Consider the following 18,561-nt stretch of genomic DNA (forward strand, 5'->3'; position numbering starts at 1 on the left):
GTGCGAGGCATGGTTGCGCGATTTGTCCGGTGGCTGCTCTGTCTTATCGGCCTCGCCATCTTGGGCTTCGGCACTTTCTATGTCGTCACCGCGCCATCGCCCTTGCCGGCGAGCCATTGGGCGAACCTCGGCGATCCCGATATCAAGAACGGCGAACAGGTGTTCTGGGCCGGCGGCTGCACGAGCTGTCATGCCGCGCCGGGTGCCAAGGGCGATGCCAAACTGGTTCTGTCGGGTGGCCTGGCGCTGAATAGTCCCTTCGGCACGTTCCATGTTCCGAATATCTCGCCGGATGAAAAGGCCGGCCTTGGCGGTTGGACGCTTGCGGAGTTCGGCAATGCGATGAAGCGCGGCGTCGGCAAAAACGGCGAGCACCTTTATCCGGCGTTCCCCTATGGCTCGTACACCCGCATGAGCGACAAGGACATTAACGACCTCTGGGGTTTCCTGAAGACATTGCCGAAGAGCGACAACGTCGCGCCACCGCATGAGCTGCCGTTCCCCTTCGATATCAGGCTGGCGCTCGGCGGCTGGAAGTTCCTCTATTTCAACGATCAGCCACGCGTTGTCATCGCCAATGCCGACGACAAGATCAAGCGCGGCCAATATTTGGTGGAAGGCCCCGGCCATTGCGGCGAGTGCCACACTCCGCGCGACGGGCTCGGCGGCTTTCTGAGGGACCAGTGGCTGGCCGGCGCGCCGAACCCGGAAGGCAAGGGCCGTATCCCCGACATTACCCCCGGCTCGAAGTCAATGGCGGGCTGGAGCGCTGGCGACATCGCCAACTACCTGGAGACCGGCTTTACTCCGGATTTCGATAGTGTCGGCGGCTCCATGACCGAAGTCCAGCAAAACATCGCCCGCCTGCCGGCCTCGGACCGCGAGGCGATCGCGGCCTACTTGAAGGCGGTGCCGGCGCGGTGAGAAGCAGACGGCTGGCTACTTCTCTCGCCGCCGCTTTGCCATATAGCGGTGAGTTTCATAGCGGAGCTCGAACATTCCGCCACGCGTGACGATAACCTCCGCAATTGCAGCAAGCAGCGCCTCCCTCCGGTCGTCCGCCAGAAGCCGGTAGCTTGATAACGTGCGCAGCAGGTCGGTATAGCTTTCAGCACTATGCATGCGGCTCCAGGGATAGGATCGGTGCATTGCCGGTTCGAAATATTCGGACTCGCCGAGCAGTTTCGCGAAAGCCCCTTCCGGCAAATACCATGCTTCCAACGGCGGACCGGAGAGCGATGGCGCATATCGTGAATAGAGCCGGGCGAATTCCGCGGCGAGCGGCGGTGCCGGCGGCGTGGGTACATTTCCAAAGACGGCGAGCGTGCCGCCCGGCGCGAGCTGCTCGGCAGTCTTGGCAAATCGGACGTCTGGTGCAACCCAGTGAAAGGACTGGGCCGCCATCACAAGCTTGAACGTTTCGGGCTTACCCGGCCACGCCTCAAAGGTGGTTTCCGCGAAGCGTATATGGGGAAATCCCTTGAGATTTTCCCGCGCGATACCGATCAATTCCTTGCCTGGTTCAAGCGCAAGGATGGAAAAGGCGCGGCGCGCAAAGCCCTGAGTTGCTTGTCCGGTGCCACAGCCAATCTCAAGGATCGCACCCCCGCCGTCCAGACCAGCGAATGCGGCAATGTCATCGAAGAGTGCTTCGGGATAGGTCGGACGAACGCCGCCATAAAGGGCTGCGACGTCGTCAAAAGTGAACCGCTGTTCCAAGACGTATCCTCCGCTGAGATCCAGATGGGAGGCCTTTTTTCTAGCGCATTTCAGTTGAACTTTACAGCGCAACCGATTTCGGTTGCAGGGCAGGAGCGGGCGATCATGGACGGAATGGCAGAGCGCGGAATTCCTTATTTCAGCCAATGGGAGACGCCCGACATGACGCTGGCGGTGCTGGCGGAAGGGGCGCAGGCGGCATTGCTGAAAGACCCGCTTTGGGCAGGCTCGGGAGCTGGGAATATCGAGGATTACGCCCGCTGGGCCGGCAATCTCTGTGGCATGGCCTGCCTGAAAATGGTTCTTGCCGCGCGTACGGGGAAAATCGTGCCGACCGTGGATCTTGCATTGGCGTGCAAGGATTTTGGCGGCTATGTCGAAGAGCCTGATGGTAAGATCAAGGGGCTGATCTATGCGCCCTTCATTCCCTTCGTCAAAGATCGCTTCGGGCTGAACGCCAGGGTCGTCACCGGGATTTCCGTCGCGGACATCGGCCAAATTCTGACGCAATCGGAATTCTTCATCGCGTCCGTTCACCACTCCATCCGCTGGTCGGACACCGAACCGCCGTCGAAGGGCGGACATCTTGTCCTTGTGACGGTGGCTAACTCAAACACGATCCGTTTCCACAACCCTTCCGGTCACGAGGCTGCAACCCGAGAAAACGTGGAAATGCCGCTGGAGACATTCGACCGGTTTTTCGCTGGGCGCGGGATCGCCATCGATCGCTGACGATAGGAAGGTCAACGGCGATCCCGGCGAGCCGTTCTCATGCAAGCGCCTGCAGATAGCGCATGCCAGTGACCGGGCGCGGCTTGAAATCCATTTGCTCGTAGAAGCGGTGTGCCTGGACATTGCCGGTCGCGGCGCTGACGGAGAGATAGCCGCAGCCGGCCTTGCGGGCGATGTCGCGAGCCCGGTTGACGAGATGTTGGCCGATGCCATGGCCGCGATGGCCGTCGCGCACGAAGAGATGGTGCAGGTCCATGCCGCGTTGACCTTCCTGTGCCCGATAGAGCGGCACCAGAATGGCGTAGCCGATCAGCCCGTTTTCGCCTTCCGCCACCAGCGCGGTGATCCATGGCACCGGGCCGAAGAGATCGCGTTCGAGCTGTTCCGGGGTCGTTGCCGAAGGATCGCCATGATGGGCGGCAAGCAGCCGGATCATGTCGTTCAACTCCGGCAAATCGCGCGGATGCGCATGGCGGATGGTGATGACAGGCGGGCGGAGAAGTGAGATTTCGCTATCGTCCAGCATGAGGTCCTGCGTCCTTTTCGAATATGCCGTCAGGACGCTGCCGATACAACAAAGCCGCCTGACGGCGGCTTGTTGACAATATGATCTGTCCGGCCGCCCCTTACAGGTACAGCCAAAAATACGAGCGATTATGGAGCGCGTGCGTGATCATGGGCGCATAGATGATCTGGAATGGCGGATTTGTCAATGGGGAGAGTCGATGCTCTCTGATCCAGGCCATGATCCAACAAGATCGCCATGTCTATCGCAGCCGCGCATCGCTGATGCGTGGCTTGTCTCTTAACAGCAATTATAATATACCCCCCTATATTATAATCGAGGCCGACATGTCCCATACCGTCCGTGAGCAAGCCAAGCTTCTTTCCCGCATCCGTCGCCTCAAGGGGCAGATGGAGGCGGTGGAGAGAGCGTTGGAGGCTGAGCGGCCCTGTGGGGAAATCTTGCAGCTTCTCGCTTCCATCCGCGGCGCCCTGACAGGACTGACCGGCGAGATACTGGAAGATCATCTGCAGGAGCATGTGCTCCACGCCGAAAGCGAACAGGCCCGCCGCCAGGCGGTCGACGAAATATCCGATGTGCTGAAGACCTATCTGCGCTGATCAGAGGCATCGAGATATCCAACGGGAGACTGATGTTATGAGTACTTCTTCGGATGCGTTGACGCATAGCCATTTGTTTCTGGGCTCCGCTCATCACCGCAATGAGCGCCGCATCTGGCTGGTCATCGCGCTGACGACAGTGATGATGGTGATCGAAATCGGCGCCGGCACGCTCTACGGCTCGATGGCGCTGGTCGCCGATGGCTGGCACATGTCGACGCATGCCAGTGCCATGCTGATTTCCGCATTGGCCTATCTCTATGCCCGTCGCCATGCCCATAATTCGCGCTTCACCTTCGGCACCGGGAAACTTGGCGATCTCGCCGGCTTCGCCAGCGCGATCATTCTTGCCGTGATCGCGTTGCTGATGGCTTGGGAAAGCCTGCTGCGCTTGCAGAATCCGGTGGCGATCAATTTCCGCGAGGCGATCGCCATTGCCGCGGTCGGCCTCCTCGTCAATCTCGTCAGCGCATGGCTGCTGCGCGACGATCACGACCACCATCATGGACACTCCCACGCGCATGGACATGATCATCACCATGCGCACGACCACCACCACGATCATGATCATGGCGGCAAGGACAACAATCTGCGCTCGGCCTATGTCCACGTCATCGCCGACGCCATGACCTCGGTTCTGGCCATTGTCGCCCTCCTGCTCGGCAGCCGCTTCGGCTGGACTTTCCTTGATCCCCTGATGGGCATTGTCGGCGGCCTGGTGATCCTGCAATGGTCCTGGAGCCTTCTGCGTGCCTCGGGCGCAATCCTGCTCGACTTTATTCCGCCGGGCGAGGAACTGCCGGACGAAATCCGCGAAGTCATCGAGAAGGATGCTGACCGCATCACCGACCTGCATGTCTGGCAGGTCGGCCCCGGCCATCATGCGGCGATCGTTGCGGTCGTAACACCGGAGCCGCGCGATCCCGCCTTCTACAAGGCGCGGCTAGCCGCTATTCACGAACTGTCGCATGTTACCGTTGAAGTCACGGTTAAAAAGGCAGCATAACCTCCGATGGAAACTGCTTGCGTCAGAGGCTTGCCATATTCCTCGCTTAGCTCAGAATCCGGCTGATTCCGCTGGAGGCTTCCATATGCCCATATCGCTTACCCGCCGCCGCCTCTTGGCAGGCTCGGCGCTGCTTTTCCCCGCTCTGACATTTGGGCCAAAAGCCCTGTTTGCGCAGAATGCCAGCGCCAACAAGAGCCCCGACGCGACAGCTCCCGCGCCCGACGCATCCGATACCCAGGATAATTCCGCGGCACCTGATAACGGTCAGGACATGGATGAGGATCAGGGTCCCGACAATTCTCAGTTCACGGATGATGCCGACAAGCAGTTGGCGGATCTTGAAAAGAGAACGGGCGGTCGCCTCGGTGTTTCCGTGCTCGACACGGAAACCAATATTTCGCTTGGCTATCGCGAAGCGGAGCGGTTTGCCTTGTGCAGTACCTACAAGGCGCTTGCGGTCGGTTTCGTGCTCGCGCGCGTCGATCAGGGTGTCGAAAAGCTCGACCGCCGTGTGACCTATGGCAAGGATGCTGTCGTCACCTATTCGCCGGAGACAGAAAAGCATGCCGGCACCGACGGCATGACGATCGCCCAACTCTGCGGTGCTGCAATCACCTTGAGCGACAACACCGCCGGCAATCTGCTGCTCGACAGCTTCGGTGGCCCCGCGGCGCTGACCGCATGGCTGCGGACGACCGGCGACACCGAGACCCGGCTCGATCGCAAGGAGCCTGACGTCAACCAGGCGATCAAGGACGACCCGCGCGATACGACGACGCCGGATTCCATGCTGGATACGATCGGGCTTTTGACGCTCGGCAATACGCTGTCCGAAACGTCGCGCGATCAATTGTCGAACTGGCTGGTCAACAACACCACGGGCAATGCCCGCCTGCGCGCCGGTTTGCCGAAGGAATGGAAGGTCGGCGACAAGACCGGTACCGGTCAAAACGGCTCCTACGCCGACGTCGCCGTCATCTCGCCGACCGACCGCGGCCCAATCCTCGTCACCACCTATGTGGGCGAGGCAACCGCACCCGCAAAGGACGTCGAGGCTGTCTTCGCCGAAGTCGGAAAGATCATTGCGGGCATGGTGGGATTAAAATAGTAGCATCGTGAAATGTAACAATAAAATCGAGGCGATACATTCTCGACGTGAATCAGAATTGTATCGCCTTCATCTCGTTTCGAGGAAGCTTAAGCGATGGATAAGGCAGCGGCGGCACTATCCGTTTCATCGCTCTTGTCGGCTTGATTGTCGATGCCGAGCTGCTGTTTGACTTGTTTGGCGATCTCGTCGTTGATCGCCTTCTGCTGGTCGGCTGGCAACTTGCGGAAGGACTCCTCCATCAAGTTGTGCTGTTCCAAATATTGAGCGCGAATCTTTTCCGCAGGCGTCATGTGGGCCAGTTTGGTGAACTCGTCCACAATATCCTGACTGACAGAGTTGCTCGACGAATCCGAACCGTTGATGCTGGGAGCCGTGCCGTCGCTCTGATCGGCGTCGACATCTGATGTCGATGGCGCAGTCTGACCGGTTTGGCTCAGCCAGAAGCCCGACGAGATGGAGGAGGGTACGCCGCTAGATGTGACCGAGGACGCCTGTGTCTGCTGCTGATCGCTGTCGTCGGGCAGCATGAACGGCGTGCTGTCGTCAGAATCCGTATTCTGCTGGCTCTTTGTCGGGCTGCTGAAAAGGCTCTGGGTGCTATGATGAACTTTCATCGTCATGTCTCCCTATGGGTTGGCGCGACGATGACTCGGCAAGCGTGTCCGGGGCTTGTGTACTAAGGCTCTCTTATGTTCCGCAGAAGGTTTGCAGCACACGTTCCGCCGGTTGCGGCGGTTCGGCATAGGGCGCGAAGGCCGGTTGGTCCTGATAAGGCTTTGCAAGCACCGCCAGCAGCGCCTCGAACAATGAAAAATCCTCCTCCTTGACCGCCGCTTCGATCGCCTGTTCGATTCGATGGTTGCGTGGAATGAATGCCGGGTTCACGCTCCGCATCGCCCGTGCCCGTTCGGTCGGTGCTTGCGGATCGCGGCTCAGCCGCTCGCGCCAGCGTGCTAGCCATGTCTCGGTCGATTCCGGGTCCTTGAAGCTGGCTGCAAAAGCCATTTCCTTGTCCTCGCTCTCGGCAAGCGCTGCAAGCCGCCGGAAGGTCAAGGTGAAGTCCGCCTCCTGCTGCTGCATCAGCGCCAGCAGCGCCTGGATCAGATCGAGGTCGCCGTCTTCCTCGGTTGCAAGGCCGATCTTGGCGCGCATCCCAGCAAGCCAAGGCGTTTGGAAACGCTCGCCATAAGCCTTAAGCACCGCATTTGCCAGATCGACGGCCGCGTCCACCGACGGATCGATCAACGACAATAGCGTTTCACCGAGCCGGGCGATGTTCCATTGGCCGATACCGGGCTGGTTGGCATAGGCGTAACGGCCCTGCTGATCGATCGAAGAAAAGACGGTCGCCGGATTGTAATTGTCCATGAAGGCGCAGGGGCCGTAATCGATCGTCTCGCCGGAAATGGTCATATTGTCGGTATTCATCACGCCATGGATGAAGCCGACATGCAGCCAGCGCGCAATCAAGGCCGCCTGTCGTTCGGAAACTGCCTCCAAAAGCGCGAGATAGCGGTTTTTCCGGTCCTTAATCTCCGGATAATGCCGGTGGATCACATAGTCGGCGAGGATGCGCAGGCTATCCGTATCGCTGCGGGCAGCGAAGAACTGGAAAGTGCCGACGCGAATATGGCTTGCCGCGACGCGGGTGAAGACCGCGCCGGGCAGCACGTCCTCACGATAGACGCGCTCACCGGTGGTAACCGCCGCTAGCGCCCGTGTCGTCGGAATGTCCAGCGCATGCATGGCTTCGCTGACGATATATTCGCGCAGAACTGGCCCCAGCGCCGCCCGCCCGTCGCCGCGCCGTGAGAAGCGCGTCGGTCCCGCGCCTTTGAGCTGGATATCGCGGCGCTTGCCGTTGCGGTCGACGACTTCCCCGAGCAGGATCGCCCGGCCATCCCCAAGCTGCGGCACGAAGCCGCCGAACTGGTGACCGGCATAGGCCATCGCGATCGGCTGGGAGCCCGGCAGCAGCGTGTTCCCCGAGAAGATCGCCGCCCCATCTCGTTCCAACGCATCGGCATCTAGCCCGAGATCGCCGGACAGTGCCCTATTGAACTTGACCAGCCGCGGCGCTGCGACCGGGGTCGGCGCCTGTTGCACAAAAAACTGCGGCGGGAGACGCGCGTAGCTATTGTCGAACGGTATCGGCCGCGCTTCGAGCGCCGCATTGTCGTGAAGAGATGAGCTCATGACCATAAGGTAGGGCTGGGGAGGATGTGGTGCAAGGCGCTTGCCTATAGTAGGAAGTTATCCTACTTTATCCCACCGACCCCGAGGAGTTCGCCATGAACGAGAAACTGAGCATCTCACTCCCGACTGAAATGGTCGCCGCCATTAAAAGCCGTGTCGACGCCGGAGCTTACGCTTCCACGAGTGAGGTGCTGCGTGCTGCTGTCCGCGTGTGGCTGCGGGAGGAGGAGGAATACCAGGAACGGATCGCAGCGATCCGACAGAAGGTCAAGGCATCTCTGGATGATCCGAGGCCTAATTTGAGCGGAGGCGAAGTCAAGCAGCGTCTTGATGCTTTTTTTGACAAGCGTCGCTAAACTATGGAGCGATTTGCGGTCGAATACCGTCCGGAAGCCGTTGAAAACCTCCTCGACATCGCCGCTTATGTGTTCGAGCGAAGCCAAAATATCAAAACGAGCGAGGGATATGTCGATCGCATCTACAGACGCTGCGAAAAAATCGGCGATGCGCCGTTCGGTGGGGTTGCCCGAGACGATTTGGGACCCGGTATTCGCTTAGCCGTCTTCGAGAAGAGCATCGTTATTCTCTACATAATCGAAGGCAGTACGGTCTGGATCACCAATATCTTTTCGGGCAGCCGAGACTACGAAACGCTCCTGACCCGCCCTTAGCCTTCCTCCATCTCCCGCGCCATCTCAGCCAATTTCCTGACCGTGTTGAGATTGCGCGACGTGGCCGCCTTCAGCGCCGGCAGCTTCAATTTCGAGCGGCCGGAGCCATCGGGATAGTGGACGTAGATTTCTTTGCCCGCGACATGCACCTCTTCTCCGCTAGGCGCCACCAGCTTATCCAGGGCATCGCCAGGTGCGGGTTCTGGAAGGAAGTTGACGAGCAGGTAGTTCGGTTTGGCGTGCGGAAAGGGCGAACTATCCGCGATCGCCTCCAGCTCTTGGCGGCTGCGCAGGACCACGCCCGGCGATTTGCCCATTTTCCGCGCCAGCGCCGCTTCCAGATCCTTTTGCACGGTCGCCTCGTTGCTGTCCGAGCGGAAGAGCACATTGCCGCTTTGGATATAGGTCTTCACATCGGCAAAGCCGATCTCCTCGCAGAGCGCTTTCAGCTCCGCCATCGGCAGTGCGCCGGTGCCGCCGACATTGACGGCACGCAGCAGGGCGACATAGACCGGCATCGGCTCCTCCTCCCGCGGTTTTGCTAGATCTTCCCGGCAACCTTGATGGCGAAGCCATATTCGAAGGCGATTTCTTCCAGGCGCTGGAAGCGGCCCGAAGCGCCGCCATGGCCGGCATCCATGTTGGTCTTCAGAAGGATCGGCGCATCGCCGGTGGTTTTGTCACGCAGCTTGGCAACCCACTTTGCCGGTTCCCAATAGGTAACGCGCGGATCGGTCAGACCACCGAGCGCCAGAATTGGCGGGTAAGGCTTTTCGCCGACATTGTCATAGGGGCTATAGGCGGCGATCTGCTCATACTCTTCCTTGCTGTCGATCGGGTTGCCCCATTCCGGCCATTCAGGCGGCGTCAGCGGCAGCGTGTCGTCCAGCATGGTGTTGAGCACATCGACGAAGGGTACGGCGGCGATAATGCCGGCGAATTTCTCAGGCGCCATGTTGGCGATGGCGCCCATCAGCATGCCGCCGGCCGAGCCGCCCTCGGCAATGATCTTCGCGTAAGAGGTGAACTTCTCCTGATTCAGATAATCGGCCGCGGCGATGAAGTCTTTGAAGGTATTGGTCTTCTTGTCCATCTTGCCGTCTTCATACCAGGCAAAGCCCTTGTCCTTGCCGCCGCGTATATGGGCGATGGCATAGACGAAGCCGCGGTCGGCGAGCGACAGGCAATTGGTGTTGAAGCCGGCGGGAATGGTGATGCCGTAGGCGCCATATCCGTAGAGCAGGCAAGGCGCAGAGCCGTCGAGCGGCGTATCCCTGCGATAGAGCAGGGTCACAGGCACCTGTTCGCCATCCCAGGCGGGGGCGAAGACTCGGCGGGTGACATAGTCGTCGGGATTGTGGCCCGACGGAACCTCCTGCGTCTTTAGCAAAGTGCGCTCGCGCGTCACCATGTTGTAGTCATAGAGCTGGCTCGGCGTCGTCATCGAGGAGTAGGAGAAGCGAATGACGTCGGTGTCATATTCGGCCGCACCCTGCAAGCCAAGCGAATAGGCTTCCTCATCGAAGGCGATGGCATGTTCTTCGCCGGTGCGCCGGTCGCGGACGATGATCCGCGGCAGGCCGTCCTTGCGCTCCAGCCAGATGAGATGACGGGCATATGCCATGTGATTGAGGATCAGCGTGCCCGGCTTGTGAGCCACAACATCGCGCCAGTTTTCTTTGGCCGGCTTGTCGACCGGCGTTTCCATGATCTTAAAATCCTTGGCATCGCCGTCATTGGTCAGGATGTAGAAGACATCGCCGCCTTCCGCCATTTCATACTCGATGCCGGTGTCGCGCGCGGCCACCAGCTTCGGTTCGGCCATGAGATCCGAGGTCGGAATGATGCGGTATTCGCTGGTCTCGTGATCGTGAATGTCGATGAAAATATAGTCGTCCAGCAATGAGCCGCCGACGCCCATGAAGAAGCCGGAATCCTCCTCTTCATAGACCAGCCGATCTTCGGATTGCGGCGTGCCGACGATGTGATGGAAGATCTTCGAAGGGCGATGGTTCTCGTCCTGCAGTGTGTAGAAAAAGCTCTTGCCATCGGGCGCCCAGACACCGCCGCCGCCGGTGTTCTCGATCACGTCAGCAAGGTCTTCGCCGGTTTCCAGATTGCGGACCTTCAGCGTGAAATATTCCGAGCCCTTGTCGTCATAGCCCCAGATGCCATGGCTATGATCCGTGGAATGATCGATGCCGGAGAGGCGGAAATAGGACTTCCCCTCGTTTTCCTTGTCGCCGTTGAGAAGGAGCTTGCGCTCGCCGCCATTGCGCGCCTCGCGGAAGTAGTGCGGCTGCTCGCCGCCGGTGACATAGAGCGTGCCGTAGGCAAAAGGCCCGTCCTTGACCGGCACGGAGCTGTCATCCTCCTTGATACGGCCTTTCATTTCGGCAAAGAGCGCTTTCTGCAGCTCTTTCGTATCCGCCATGGCCGCATTCATATAGGCGTTCTCGGCTTCCAGATGTGCGCGGATTTCCGGATCGAGGATAGATGTGTCCTTGAACATCGCCTGCCAATTGTCGGCGCGCAGCCAGGCATAATCGTCGCTACGGCTAATGCCGTGGCGAGTGTCCGTTACCGGTTTTTTGGCAGCGGCAGGCGGGGTGGGGAGGTTCTTGAATGCAGACACGAGCAGGCTTTCTCCGGGATCAAAGTCGGATATGAGGTGAGGAAGAGATAGAGGGCGCTGGCGTGGGGTTCAAGCGGCAAGTGTCCACTCAAGCCTCAAGCAAGCGGATGATAGTAGGCTTAAATCTAACTGATGGAGGCAGAAGAGCGCGCTCAGGCTTGCCTTGATGTGACCACAATCTTTAACGAAATCCGCTTTGTTGCGTCGATAATAAGGCGGCCTTATCGCTTTTCTGGTCGAACAGACGCTTCCCAGCCCGCAGTTAAGCAAGGGATCGGTCTTCATGCTGAAATTTATCGCCATTCTCATCCCGTTGGCAGCCGTCGCGACGTCCGCTTTTGCCGTGGACGCGACCATGAAGAAGGAATTAGAGAAGCTCGATCCCTCCGAGCGGATGGAGCAGACCTGCGATGCTGAGGCAATGAAACGGATCAGCACCGACAAGGCCGGCTTCAAGCCCGACAAGGTCATCGCCTATACGTTCAGCGACCCTGATATGTCTCCGGATTCGATGAATGCTCCCGGTGCAGTCTTTCGCAGCAAGGGAGACTGGTATCATCTCTCCTATAAGTGCACGACCGGCCCTCAGCATATCGATGTGCGGGATATGAGCTACGAAATCGGCGAGAAGGTGCCGCGCGATAGCTGGCCAAAGTACTATCTGTACGATTGATGCCGTCAGCGCCGTCTTTGGCGCTCCAGTCGGTAGAGTTCGGAGAGAACATGCTCTTGCACATCGGGACCTTGGTGACAGACGGCGTCCGTCAGGTCACGCAGCGTCCCTCTGAGCCCATGAAGCTGATCCACCAGATCCATGACCAGATCGACGCCGGGCTCGTTGACGCCCATCGCGTTGATCAGGTCGAGGATCAACTGCCCGCGCGCCAGGTCGGCTTCGCGGAAATGCCGGCCTTCCCCGGTCGTCTCGGGAACAAGCCAGCCCTGTTCAATCCAGACCTCCAGCACCGTGTTGTCGATCTCGAGGCGCAAACGAAATTCGCTCTCGTTCATAGCTCAGCCTCCCATAGTCTTTCTGGGATCATATGTCTTGCCGGCCTGCCATTCGGAAACGAAGGTCGTAAGCTCTGCGTCCGGTCCGTCCGGCAAGACGATCTTCAACGAAACATAGGCATCGCCGTTTTCCTTGCCATGCACCGGCACACCTTTGCCCTTCAGCCGCAAAACCTTGCCCGTATTGGAGTTCGGTTGAAGGGTAACGGTGACCGGACCGGAAGGTGTGGGCACACGGATTTTGCCGCCAAGCACCGCCTCCGCAAGCGAAATCGGCAACTCAAGTCTGATATCGTTGCCATCACGAACGAAGAAGCGGTGCGGGCGCACATGCACCTCAATGAGCGCATCGCCAGGTGCGCCGCCGCCGAAACCGGGATCGCCCTTGCCGCGCAGCCGCAGCGTCTGCCCGTCGCGGGTCCCCGGCGGTATCTGCACGTCGAGCGCCGGTCCGTCCGGCAGGCTGATCTGCTTTTTTACACCGTTGATGGCGTCGAGAAAGTCGACCTCCATGGAATAGTGGCGATCCTGACCTTGCATTCCGGATTGGCCTCGGCTGCGACGTGAGAAGAAGCTGGAAAGTATATCGTCGGTATCACCGAAATCGGCAAAACCACCAGTGTTGCGGTAGGGGCCGCGCTGGCCCTCATTCGTCGCGTAGTCGCGATAGTAGCTGCGTGGCGGCTGCTCCGCGCCGGTATTGTCGATCTCGCCGCGGTCGAAGCGCGCGCGCTTCTCCTCGTCACCGAGGATGCCGTAGGCCGCGGAGACTTCCTTGAATTTATCCTCGGCCTGTTTGTCGCCGGGGTTCAGATCGGGATGCAGCTTTTTCGCAAGCTTGCGATAGGCGCTTTGAATGTCTTTTTGCGGGGCGTCCCGCTTTACGCCCAGAATATCGTAGGGATTGCGGCTCATGGATGTTTCCCTTTGGGAGCATAGGAAAAATACGCAGATAGTGACCGGCGGACGTGGTATCAATCCTACCATAAATGATGGAGCCTGGTGGCGGCGACTGCAGAAGCATGACCATTGGCGCATTTGTGATGGGGATCATGCGGTGTTATGAGCAAGCCGCCATATTTCCGTCGCCTTGCCGGACGATGGCGGTTGCAGCGGCAAGGAGGTCCATGGCGATCATGCACCTTTTCCGACAGACTTCATTTCATTCGATCCGACCGATGGCTGCCCGATGAACCGCTTACTGCTGACATCCGTATTCCTGCTCGCCGCCGTTCCGGCTGGTTTTGCCGCCGAGCCTCCGGCAAAGCCTGTTGTCTGGCCACAGCTTCCGCCGAAGGCAGCGGCTTCGAATGTCAAGCTGCTTGAGCCTCATCTGCACGTCAACCGCGGCGGCAAAGGCGCGCCGCGCATCGCTCTGACCTTCGATGCCTGTATGGGCAAGACCGATCCGCGCATTCTCAGCACCTTGGTCGATCACCATATCCCTGCGACGATCTTCGTTACCGCTCGCTGGCTGCGCAGCAACCCCGAAACGCTTGCCGTCTTCCTCGCGCATCCCGACATTTTCGAACTTGAAGATCACGGCCAGAATCATATTCCCGCGGTCGATGTTCCAACTATGGTCTATGGCATTCCGGCTGCGGGCTCGCCGCAGGCGGTCGCACAGGAGGTCAAAGGCGGCGCCGATGCCATGGTCGCCGCCGGCATTCCTCAGCCGCATTGGTTCCGGGGCGCGACGGCGAAATATAGCCTTTCGGCCATCGCTCAGATTCGTGGCATGGGCTATCGCATCGCTGGCTATTCCATCAACGGCGACAGCGGCTCGTTGCTGCCGGCCAAGATGGTGGAAAAACAATATGCCTCCGCCAGGGATGGCGACGTCATCATCTCGCACATCAACCAGCCGACCCATGCCGCCGGCGAGGGTGTCGCCGCGAGTATCCTGGCGCTGAAGGCCAAGGGCGTGCAGTTCGTTCGCCTGCAGGATATCCCCGAGCAGGGGGACGACGACACGACCTACTGAGGCGGTTGGCCGAAGGCGCGGATCGCTGACGCCTCACTCCGGCAGTTGCGGCTGCACCTTTTCGTCCAGGAACAACTCGTTGACCACCGTCATCACGATCAGCGACAGCGGCAGGGCAAGCATCGCGCCGACAGCGCCCCACATCCAGGTCCAGAAAATGATGGCAAGGAAGACGATGAAGGGATTGAGTTCCCATTGCCGGCCCATGACCGATGGAAAAACCAGATTTTCCACGGTGAGATGAACGGAGAAGAAGGCGACAGCGGGGGCAAGACCGAAGATGATATCGTCATGGGTAATGATGCCGGCGATCGCCAGCGCGGTCGTTATCGTCGTAATGCCGACGAACGGAACGAAGCTGGAGAGGAAAGCAAAGATGCCCCAGAGAATCGGCGCGCTCATGCCGCCGACATAGGCGATAACCGTCATGATGACGCCGAGGCCCGCATAAATCAGCGCGGCCGTCGCAAAGTAGAAACCGAGCACCTGCTCCACCCCATTGATGATGCGGATTGCCGTCAGCCGTGATGTCCGGGTGGTGAAGGTCATGATGATCGTCTTGCGCAGGCTGATGCGGCCTGCGAGGAACAGCAGCAGCGCCGCAAAAAAGAGCAGGCCCTGGACGATGGCAGGCGTGAGGCTGTTGGCGAGGATATGCAGGACGTTGGCGCTGTTTTCGAGCAGCACATTCATCGATATTGGCCCGCTTTCGAAGGTTTGCGGCGTAATGTGCAACCATTTGATCCGTTCGAGATAAGGCATCAGCCGATCGACGGTGCGTTGGAAAACGTCAGGCCCCTCCTGGGCAAGCGTCGCCAACGGGCCTGCGAGTGAGTTGATAATCAGGAAGATGACCAGCGCTACCGCTGACGACAACAGAACGGCGTTGAGAATGCGTGGCACGCCGAGCTTGCTCAGCCTTTCTGCAGCCAGACCCAGGATCATGCCGACGACGACGGCCAGCGTCACAGGAATAAGGATGATCGACATCATGTAGACGCCAGCGAACGCCAACACCAGAAAGATGCCGATGACCGCCCAGGCCGATGCGATATCCAATCCGTCCTTTTCGACACGTCTTGTGGACGAGGCATCCAAACGTTCGGTATCAGCCCGCAACGCATCCACCCATGCACTGGAACGGCCTTCGCCTGCCACTGCCAGTCTGCGCGCCTGTTTGCGTATGCCGTTGGCGATATCCATCCCCGAACCCGTCGCACCCGAACCCATTGCCTTGATAAACAAACGCGAAAGGCCCGTCCTGGTTCCGGAGCGGGCCTTTTCGTCAGCCTATCGATAGGCGGGTCAGGCGATCAAATTCAGCCCGATGCCCCAGGGGTCACGCAGCGAGATCCCGCCGTCGCGTTTTTCCGTCTTGATCTCATGCATATCGAGTGCGGCGACTGCCTTGTCCAGCGCATCCTGATCGTTGAATCGCAGCGTGTAGTCGGAAAGGCCGGTCATATCTTTGGACCGGATGCCGGCACCGCGGCTGTTCCAGGTGTTCGCGCCGAGATGATGGTGATAGCCGCCGGTTGCGAGGAAAGTCGCGCCGGGATAGCGCGCCGCCATGACGTTCATTCCCAACACATCGCGGTAAAAGGCATTCGCCTCCGCGACGTCGCCGACCTGCAAATGGATATGGCCGATCGCCGAACCCTCGGCCATACCGTCCCAGCGATCCTGCGGTGCGCTTTCGTAAAGCTTCTGCAAGTCGAGCCGCAGTGTCGCCATTTCGACCGTCCCGTCGCTGTGGAATTTCCACTGTTCGTGCGGCCGGTCTGCGTAGATTTCGATGCCATTGCCCTCGGGGTCGGAAAGATAGATCGCCTCGCTGACGATATGGTCGGATGCGCCTTCAAGGGCGACGCCATTATGCGCTGCGTGCCGCAGCCAGCGGGCAAGCTCGACGCGATTAGGCATCAGAAAGGCGGTATGGAAGAGGCCCGCGGCGGTTTGCGGCGCGCGTTTGGCCGCGCGGTCGGTCGTCAGCGTCAGAAGCGGCTGACCGGCAACGCCCAGCACCTCGCCGCTGGCTGTCTTTTCAATGACCTTCAGGCCCAGCATGTTCTGGTAAAAGCCCGACACCAGCGTCAGATCGGTGACGATGAGATGCGACTGGCCGACATAAGCGGGGCGCGTCAGCGCATAGGAGGGTGCGGTTTCGGTCATGTGAGTGTTCCAACTTCAATGTTTTGTAGGAGAGCAACCGGCGTGGCGACGAAAACGCCGCCAATAGCAAGGCCTGAGAGCTTCGCCGGTTGATGTGCCTCTTGGAATCCTCTGGCCCGCTGTACTTGACCTACATATGGCGGATTTGGATTGTTCACAGAAGACCAGAAATTGCGGATTGAGTGTTCGTTGCTTGTTGACAGAGTGAAATCGCCCTCTCGCCATTTACGAAGATTTACTTATATGCCCATTCCACCCCGGTTGCCTCCATCTTCGTGAGGTGCGACGATTGGGGTGGGTGCGACCAATTTGGAACAGGCGTGCATGCCCGAACTCAAAGGGATCCGTTGGGCCTATGACCGATATGAGGTGATCGTTGACAGCATCGTCAACGGGACGGGCGTAGTCTTGGCTTTGATCGGCGCGACCGTGTTGATCTTCTATGCGACGGTGTGGAGCTCCTATGGCGAGATCGCCGCAGCCTGGATCTATGGCGTTGGCCTCGTTCTGACGCTGGCGATGTCCTTCGCCTACAATCTGTGGCCGGTGTCGCAGACCAAGTGGTTCCTACGGCGTTTTGATCACTCGGCCATTTTCCTATTCATCGCCGCTACCTATACGCCGTTTCTGGAGCGCGGCGCCGAGGATCCGCTGCTGTTTGCCATGCTGATTGCCATCTGGATTTTCGCCGGATTCGGCATTTTGCTGAAATGCGTTTTCCCGGGGCGATATGACCGGCTGGCTATCCTGCTCTATCTCGCGATGGGATGGAGCGGCGTGCTGGTGGCGAGGTCCGTTTCCTTGCACATACCATTCGCGTCGATGCTGCTGATCGTCATCGGCGGCGTCATCTATTCGCTGGGCGTGATTTTCCACGTCTGGGAGAAGCTGCGCTTTCAGAACGCCATCTGGCATGGCTTCGTGCTTGCCGCGGCCGCCGTGCATTATTCGGCGGTGCTGACCTGCTTCAGCCTGTCACCGGAAAACTCTTGACGATCTGGGTCGTTGTCGCGCACTTCGTCGTCGAATGCAGGCTGCGTACCAGGCGCATCACGACAGCGTCGAAGCGCTGCATGTCCGTCTTGGGATAATCTATTTGGAAGAAGGCCGCAGCGCCATTGCAGAGGGCGACGCCGCGCACATAGACGATGCGGCCCTGCCTGGTGCCCGAAAAGCTGATGCCGCGCGAGTTCGATTTCGTGTAGGAGATCTGCCAGCCATCGTTCTTGGCAAGTGCGATACGGGTATTCGCTTCCGCAGAGAAGTCGCCATCGAGGATGTTTGTGCCGAAAACTAGCAGCCGCGCCGACTGATCGGTCGGCGTCAAGCTCAGTCCGTCGCCATTGTCCGAACGGGCCGAAAGGCGGAACTCCGGCGGCAGTTCGATCGTATAGCCGAACCGCGCATTGTCGTAGGACCACCAGTCGGTGGCCATTGCGGGCATGGCAGAAAAGAGCAGAAGGGCAGTCAGGCGCGCGAGCATTGCGGTTTCCGGGAGGCGGGATCTGCAAACAAGCTACGAATAGCCCATTTTTCAGCAGAAATTCCATAGTGATTCTAAGAATGATTAGAAAATAGCTTCAATTCGTTACGGTTTCATTTCGAGCCATGCAGGAATGACGGATTTACTTCATCAATATCGCGGAGTATGCCGCGATCTTTATCCGACATAATTGGACAATGGGACTATGGACCAAGCCGTGCTGCTTCGTGATGCGACCGAAGCCGATCTGCCCGCAATTTGCGAGATCTACAACGACGCCGTTTTGCACACGACCGCGATCTGGAACGACACGCTGGTCGACGTCGCCAACCGGATTGAATGGCTCAAGGCGCGAAAGGCGAGAGGCTTCCCGATCATCGTCGCGGAAAAGGACGGCGAGGTTGCGGGTTATGCCTCCTACGGCGATTGGCGCGCCTTCGACGGCTACCGCCACACGGTCGAAAATTCCGTCTATGTCAGCAAGGACCACCGCGGCCTTGGCATCGGCGAAGGCTTGCTGCGCGAACTTATCGTCCGTGCCGGCAACGGCAATATCCACGTTATGATCGCCGCCATCGAGACCGGCAACACCACCTCCATCCGCCTGCATGAAAAGCTCGGTTTCCGCATCGTCGGCCAATTTTCGGAAGTCGGCACCAAGTTCGGCCGCTGGCTGGATCTGACCTGCATGGAGCTGCGCATAACGGTCTGAG

The 18,561-nt window shown here is 59.3% G+C and carries 22 protein-coding genes; 11 read left to right on the top strand and 11 right to left on the bottom strand.

What is annotated here, in order from left to right:
* Positions 1–9 precede the first annotated feature (9 nt).
* Entirely contained in the window at positions 10–924 is a 915-nt protein-coding gene (locus K290_RS0104530; RefSeq protein ID WP_028750776.1) for a cytochrome c, read from the top strand.
* Between the two features lie 15 nt (positions 925–939).
* Here the strand turns inward: K290_RS0104530 and K290_RS0104535 are convergent, their stop codons facing one another.
* Entirely contained in the window at positions 940–1,719 is a 780-nt protein-coding gene (locus K290_RS0104535; protein WP_028750777.1) for a class I SAM-dependent methyltransferase, read from the bottom strand.
* A 114-nt stretch (positions 1,720–1,833) separates the two neighbouring features.
* On the opposite strand from K290_RS0104535, the gene K290_RS0104540 reads away from it, so the two are divergent.
* Complete coding sequence (locus K290_RS0104540; protein ID WP_028750778.1) at positions 1,834–2,451, top strand: C39 family peptidase; 618 nt, start codon at positions 1,834–1,836, stop codon at positions 2,449–2,451.
* Between the two features lie 37 nt (positions 2,452–2,488).
* On the opposite strand, the gene K290_RS0104545 is transcribed toward K290_RS0104540, so the two are convergent.
* On the bottom strand, positions 2,489–2,977 hold the full coding sequence (locus K290_RS0104545) for a GNAT family N-acetyltransferase (protein ID WP_028750779.1): 489 nt from the start codon (positions 2,975–2,977) through the stop codon (positions 2,489–2,491).
* A 326-nt stretch (positions 2,978–3,303) separates the two neighbouring features.
* Here K290_RS0104545 and dmeR point away from each other — a divergent pair, with 326 nt between their 5' ends.
* From dmeR to bla, 3 genes are all read left to right on the top strand, one after another.
* The gene (gene dmeR, locus K290_RS0104550; protein ID WP_028750780.1) at positions 3,304–3,576 is read left to right on the top strand and encodes a Ni(II)/Co(II)-sensing transcriptional repressor DmeR; all 273 of its coding nucleotides are present in this window, start codon (positions 3,304–3,306) and stop codon (positions 3,574–3,576) included.
* Positions 3,577–3,613: 37 nt separating this feature from the next.
* Entirely contained in the window at positions 3,614–4,582 is a 969-nt protein-coding gene (dmeF, locus tag K290_RS0104555) for a CDF family Co(II)/Ni(II) efflux transporter DmeF (RefSeq protein ID WP_028750781.1), read from the top strand.
* An 85-nt stretch (positions 4,583–4,667) separates the two neighbouring features.
* Positions 4,668–5,693: a class A beta-lactamase gene (gene bla, locus K290_RS0104560; protein WP_028750782.1), complete on the top strand. Its 1,026-nt coding sequence runs from the start codon at positions 4,668–4,670 to the stop codon at positions 5,691–5,693.
* An 89-nt stretch (positions 5,694–5,782) separates the two neighbouring features.
* Here the strand turns inward: bla and K290_RS0104565 are convergent, their stop codons facing one another.
* Together K290_RS0104565 and K290_RS0104570 are read right to left on the bottom strand one after the other, a co-directional pair.
* A complete protein-coding gene (locus tag K290_RS0104565) occupies positions 5,783–6,310 on the bottom strand; it encodes a hypothetical protein (RefSeq protein WP_028750783.1) in 528 nt (175 codons plus the stop codon).
* Positions 6,311–6,383: 73 nt separating this feature from the next.
* Positions 6,384–7,892 carry a protein adenylyltransferase SelO gene (locus K290_RS0104570; protein WP_028750784.1) on the bottom strand — a complete coding sequence of 503 codons (1,509 nt, stop codon included), beginning with the start codon at positions 7,890–7,892 and terminating at the stop codon, positions 6,384–6,386.
* A gap of 95 nt (positions 7,893–7,987) precedes the next feature.
* On the opposite strand from K290_RS0104570, the gene K290_RS0104575 reads away from it, so the two are divergent.
* Positions 7,988–8,248: a ribbon-helix-helix domain-containing protein gene (locus tag K290_RS0104575; protein ID WP_028750785.1), complete on the top strand. Its 261-nt coding sequence runs from the start codon at positions 7,988–7,990 to the stop codon at positions 8,246–8,248.
* Positions 8,249–8,251: 3 nt separating this feature from the next.
* Complete coding sequence (locus K290_RS0104580) at positions 8,252–8,563, top strand: type II toxin-antitoxin system RelE/ParE family toxin (RefSeq protein WP_028750786.1); 312 nt, start codon at positions 8,252–8,254, stop codon at positions 8,561–8,563.
* Here K290_RS0104580 and K290_RS0104585 read toward each other — a convergent pair.
* Together K290_RS0104585 and K290_RS0104590 are read right to left on the bottom strand one after the other, a co-directional pair.
* The gene (locus tag K290_RS0104585; protein WP_028750787.1) at positions 8,560–9,081 is read right to left on the bottom strand and encodes a DUF1697 domain-containing protein; all 522 of its coding nucleotides are present in this window, start codon (positions 9,079–9,081) and stop codon (positions 8,560–8,562) included. The genes K290_RS0104580 and K290_RS0104585 overlap by 4 nt on opposite strands.
* Before the next feature lie 23 nt (positions 9,082–9,104).
* Entirely contained in the window at positions 9,105–11,198 is a 2,094-nt protein-coding gene (locus K290_RS0104590) for a S9 family peptidase (protein ID WP_028750788.1), read from the bottom strand.
* Between the two features lie 283 nt (positions 11,199–11,481).
* Between K290_RS0104590 and K290_RS0104595 the strand changes: the two genes are divergently transcribed.
* Entirely contained in the window at positions 11,482–11,871 is a 390-nt protein-coding gene (locus K290_RS0104595) for a DUF930 domain-containing protein (RefSeq protein ID WP_028750789.1), read from the top strand.
* Between the two features lie 5 nt (positions 11,872–11,876).
* Here the strand turns inward: K290_RS0104595 and K290_RS0104600 are convergent, their stop codons facing one another.
* Positions 11,877–12,209 (bottom strand): chaperone modulator CbpM, encoded by a 333-nt coding sequence (locus tag K290_RS0104600; protein ID WP_028750790.1) that lies wholly within the window; start codon positions 12,207–12,209, stop codon positions 11,877–11,879.
* A gap of 3 nt (positions 12,210–12,212) precedes the next feature.
* Positions 12,213–13,124: a DnaJ C-terminal domain-containing protein gene (locus tag K290_RS0104605; protein ID WP_028750791.1), complete on the bottom strand. Its 912-nt coding sequence runs from the start codon at positions 13,122–13,124 to the stop codon at positions 12,213–12,215.
* 274 nt (positions 13,125–13,398) lie between these two features.
* On the opposite strand from K290_RS0104605, the gene K290_RS0104610 reads away from it, so the two are divergent.
* Positions 13,399–14,193 carry a polysaccharide deacetylase family protein gene (locus K290_RS0104610; RefSeq protein WP_028750792.1) on the top strand — a complete coding sequence of 265 codons (795 nt, stop codon included), beginning with the start codon at positions 13,399–13,401 and terminating at the stop codon, positions 14,191–14,193.
* A gap of 33 nt (positions 14,194–14,226) precedes the next feature.
* On the opposite strand, the gene K290_RS0104615 is transcribed toward K290_RS0104610, so the two are convergent.
* Together K290_RS0104615 and K290_RS0104620 are read right to left on the bottom strand one after the other, a co-directional pair.
* Positions 14,227–15,396, bottom strand: coding sequence for an AI-2E family transporter (locus K290_RS0104615; RefSeq protein ID WP_028750793.1), 1,170 nt, complete (start codon positions 15,394–15,396; stop codon positions 14,227–14,229).
* Between the two features lie 102 nt (positions 15,397–15,498).
* Positions 15,499–16,365 carry a VOC family protein gene (locus K290_RS0104620; RefSeq protein ID WP_028750794.1) on the bottom strand — a complete coding sequence of 289 codons (867 nt, stop codon included), beginning with the start codon at positions 16,363–16,365 and terminating at the stop codon, positions 15,499–15,501.
* 324 nt (positions 16,366–16,689) lie between these two features.
* Here K290_RS0104620 and trhA point away from each other — a divergent pair, with 324 nt between their 5' ends.
* Complete coding sequence (gene trhA / locus K290_RS0104625) at positions 16,690–17,358, top strand: PAQR family membrane homeostasis protein TrhA (RefSeq protein ID WP_028750795.1); 669 nt, start codon at positions 16,690–16,692, stop codon at positions 17,356–17,358.
* Here trhA and K290_RS0104630 read toward each other — a convergent pair.
* The gene (locus K290_RS0104630; RefSeq protein WP_028750796.1) at positions 17,333–17,848 is read right to left on the bottom strand and encodes a hypothetical protein; all 516 of its coding nucleotides are present in this window, start codon (positions 17,846–17,848) and stop codon (positions 17,333–17,335) included. The two genes, trhA and K290_RS0104630, sit on opposite strands and share 26 nt — an antisense overlap.
* A 205-nt stretch (positions 17,849–18,053) precedes the next feature.
* On the opposite strand from K290_RS0104630, the gene K290_RS0104635 reads away from it, so the two are divergent.
* Positions 18,054–18,560 carry a GNAT family N-acetyltransferase gene (locus tag K290_RS0104635; RefSeq protein ID WP_028750797.1) on the top strand — a complete coding sequence of 169 codons (507 nt, stop codon included), beginning with the start codon at positions 18,054–18,056 and terminating at the stop codon, positions 18,558–18,560.
* Position 18,561: the final 1 nt, after the last annotated feature.

Origin of the sequence: Rhizobium leucaenae USDA 9039 (genome assembly GCF_000426285.1) — a bacterium.
GTDB classification, from domain to species: domain Bacteria; phylum Pseudomonadota; class Alphaproteobacteria; order Rhizobiales; family Rhizobiaceae; genus Rhizobium; species Rhizobium leucaenae.

Excerpts from the sequence above, each read along its gene's own strand:
- K290_RS0104530 (WP_028750776.1), top strand. The coding sequence starts at position 10 with ATGGTTGCGCGATTTGTCCGGTGGCTGCTCTGTCTTATCGGCCTCGCC.
- K290_RS0104540 (WP_028750778.1), top strand. The coding sequence starts at position 1,834 with ATGGCAGAGCGCGGAATTCCTTATTTCAGCCAATGGGAGACGCCCGAC.
- K290_RS0104545 (WP_028750779.1), bottom strand. The coding sequence starts at position 2,977 with ATGCTGGACGATAGCGAAATCTCACTTCTCCGCCCGCCTGTCATCACC.
- dmeR (WP_028750780.1), top strand. The coding sequence starts at position 3,304 with ATGTCCCATACCGTCCGTGAGCAAGCCAAGCTTCTTTCCCGCATCCGT.
- dmeF (WP_028750781.1), top strand. The coding sequence starts at position 3,614 with ATGAGTACTTCTTCGGATGCGTTGACGCATAGCCATTTGTTTCTGGGC.
- bla (WP_028750782.1), top strand. The coding sequence starts at position 4,668 with ATGCCCATATCGCTTACCCGCCGCCGCCTCTTGGCAGGCTCGGCGCTG.
- K290_RS0104565 (WP_028750783.1), bottom strand. The coding sequence starts at position 6,310 with ATGAAAGTTCATCATAGCACCCAGAGCCTTTTCAGCAGCCCGACAAAG.
- K290_RS0104570 (WP_028750784.1), bottom strand. The coding sequence starts at position 7,892 with ATGAGCTCATCTCTTCACGACAATGCGGCGCTCGAAGCGCGGCCGATA.
- K290_RS0104575 (WP_028750785.1), top strand. The coding sequence starts at position 7,988 with ATGAACGAGAAACTGAGCATCTCACTCCCGACTGAAATGGTCGCCGCC.
- K290_RS0104580 (WP_028750786.1), top strand. The coding sequence starts at position 8,252 with ATGGAGCGATTTGCGGTCGAATACCGTCCGGAAGCCGTTGAAAACCTC.
- K290_RS0104585 (WP_028750787.1), bottom strand. The coding sequence starts at position 9,081 with ATGCCGGTCTATGTCGCCCTGCTGCGTGCCGTCAATGTCGGCGGCACC.
- K290_RS0104595 (WP_028750789.1), top strand. The coding sequence starts at position 11,482 with ATGCTGAAATTTATCGCCATTCTCATCCCGTTGGCAGCCGTCGCGACG.
- K290_RS0104600 (WP_028750790.1), bottom strand. The coding sequence starts at position 12,209 with ATGAACGAGAGCGAATTTCGTTTGCGCCTCGAGATCGACAACACGGTG.
- K290_RS0104605 (WP_028750791.1), bottom strand. The coding sequence starts at position 13,124 with ATGAGCCGCAATCCCTACGATATTCTGGGCGTAAAGCGGGACGCCCCG.
- K290_RS0104610 (WP_028750792.1), top strand. The coding sequence starts at position 13,399 with ATGAACCGCTTACTGCTGACATCCGTATTCCTGCTCGCCGCCGTTCCG.
- K290_RS0104615 (WP_028750793.1), bottom strand. The coding sequence starts at position 15,396 with ATGGATATCGCCAACGGCATACGCAAACAGGCGCGCAGACTGGCAGTG.
- K290_RS0104620 (WP_028750794.1), bottom strand. The coding sequence starts at position 16,365 with ATGACCGAAACCGCACCCTCCTATGCGCTGACGCGCCCCGCTTATGTC.
- trhA (WP_028750795.1), top strand. The coding sequence starts at position 16,690 with ATGCCCGAACTCAAAGGGATCCGTTGGGCCTATGACCGATATGAGGTG.
- K290_RS0104630 (WP_028750796.1), bottom strand. The coding sequence starts at position 17,848 with ATGCTCGCGCGCCTGACTGCCCTTCTGCTCTTTTCTGCCATGCCCGCA.
- K290_RS0104635 (WP_028750797.1), top strand. The coding sequence starts at position 18,054 with ATGGACCAAGCCGTGCTGCTTCGTGATGCGACCGAAGCCGATCTGCCC.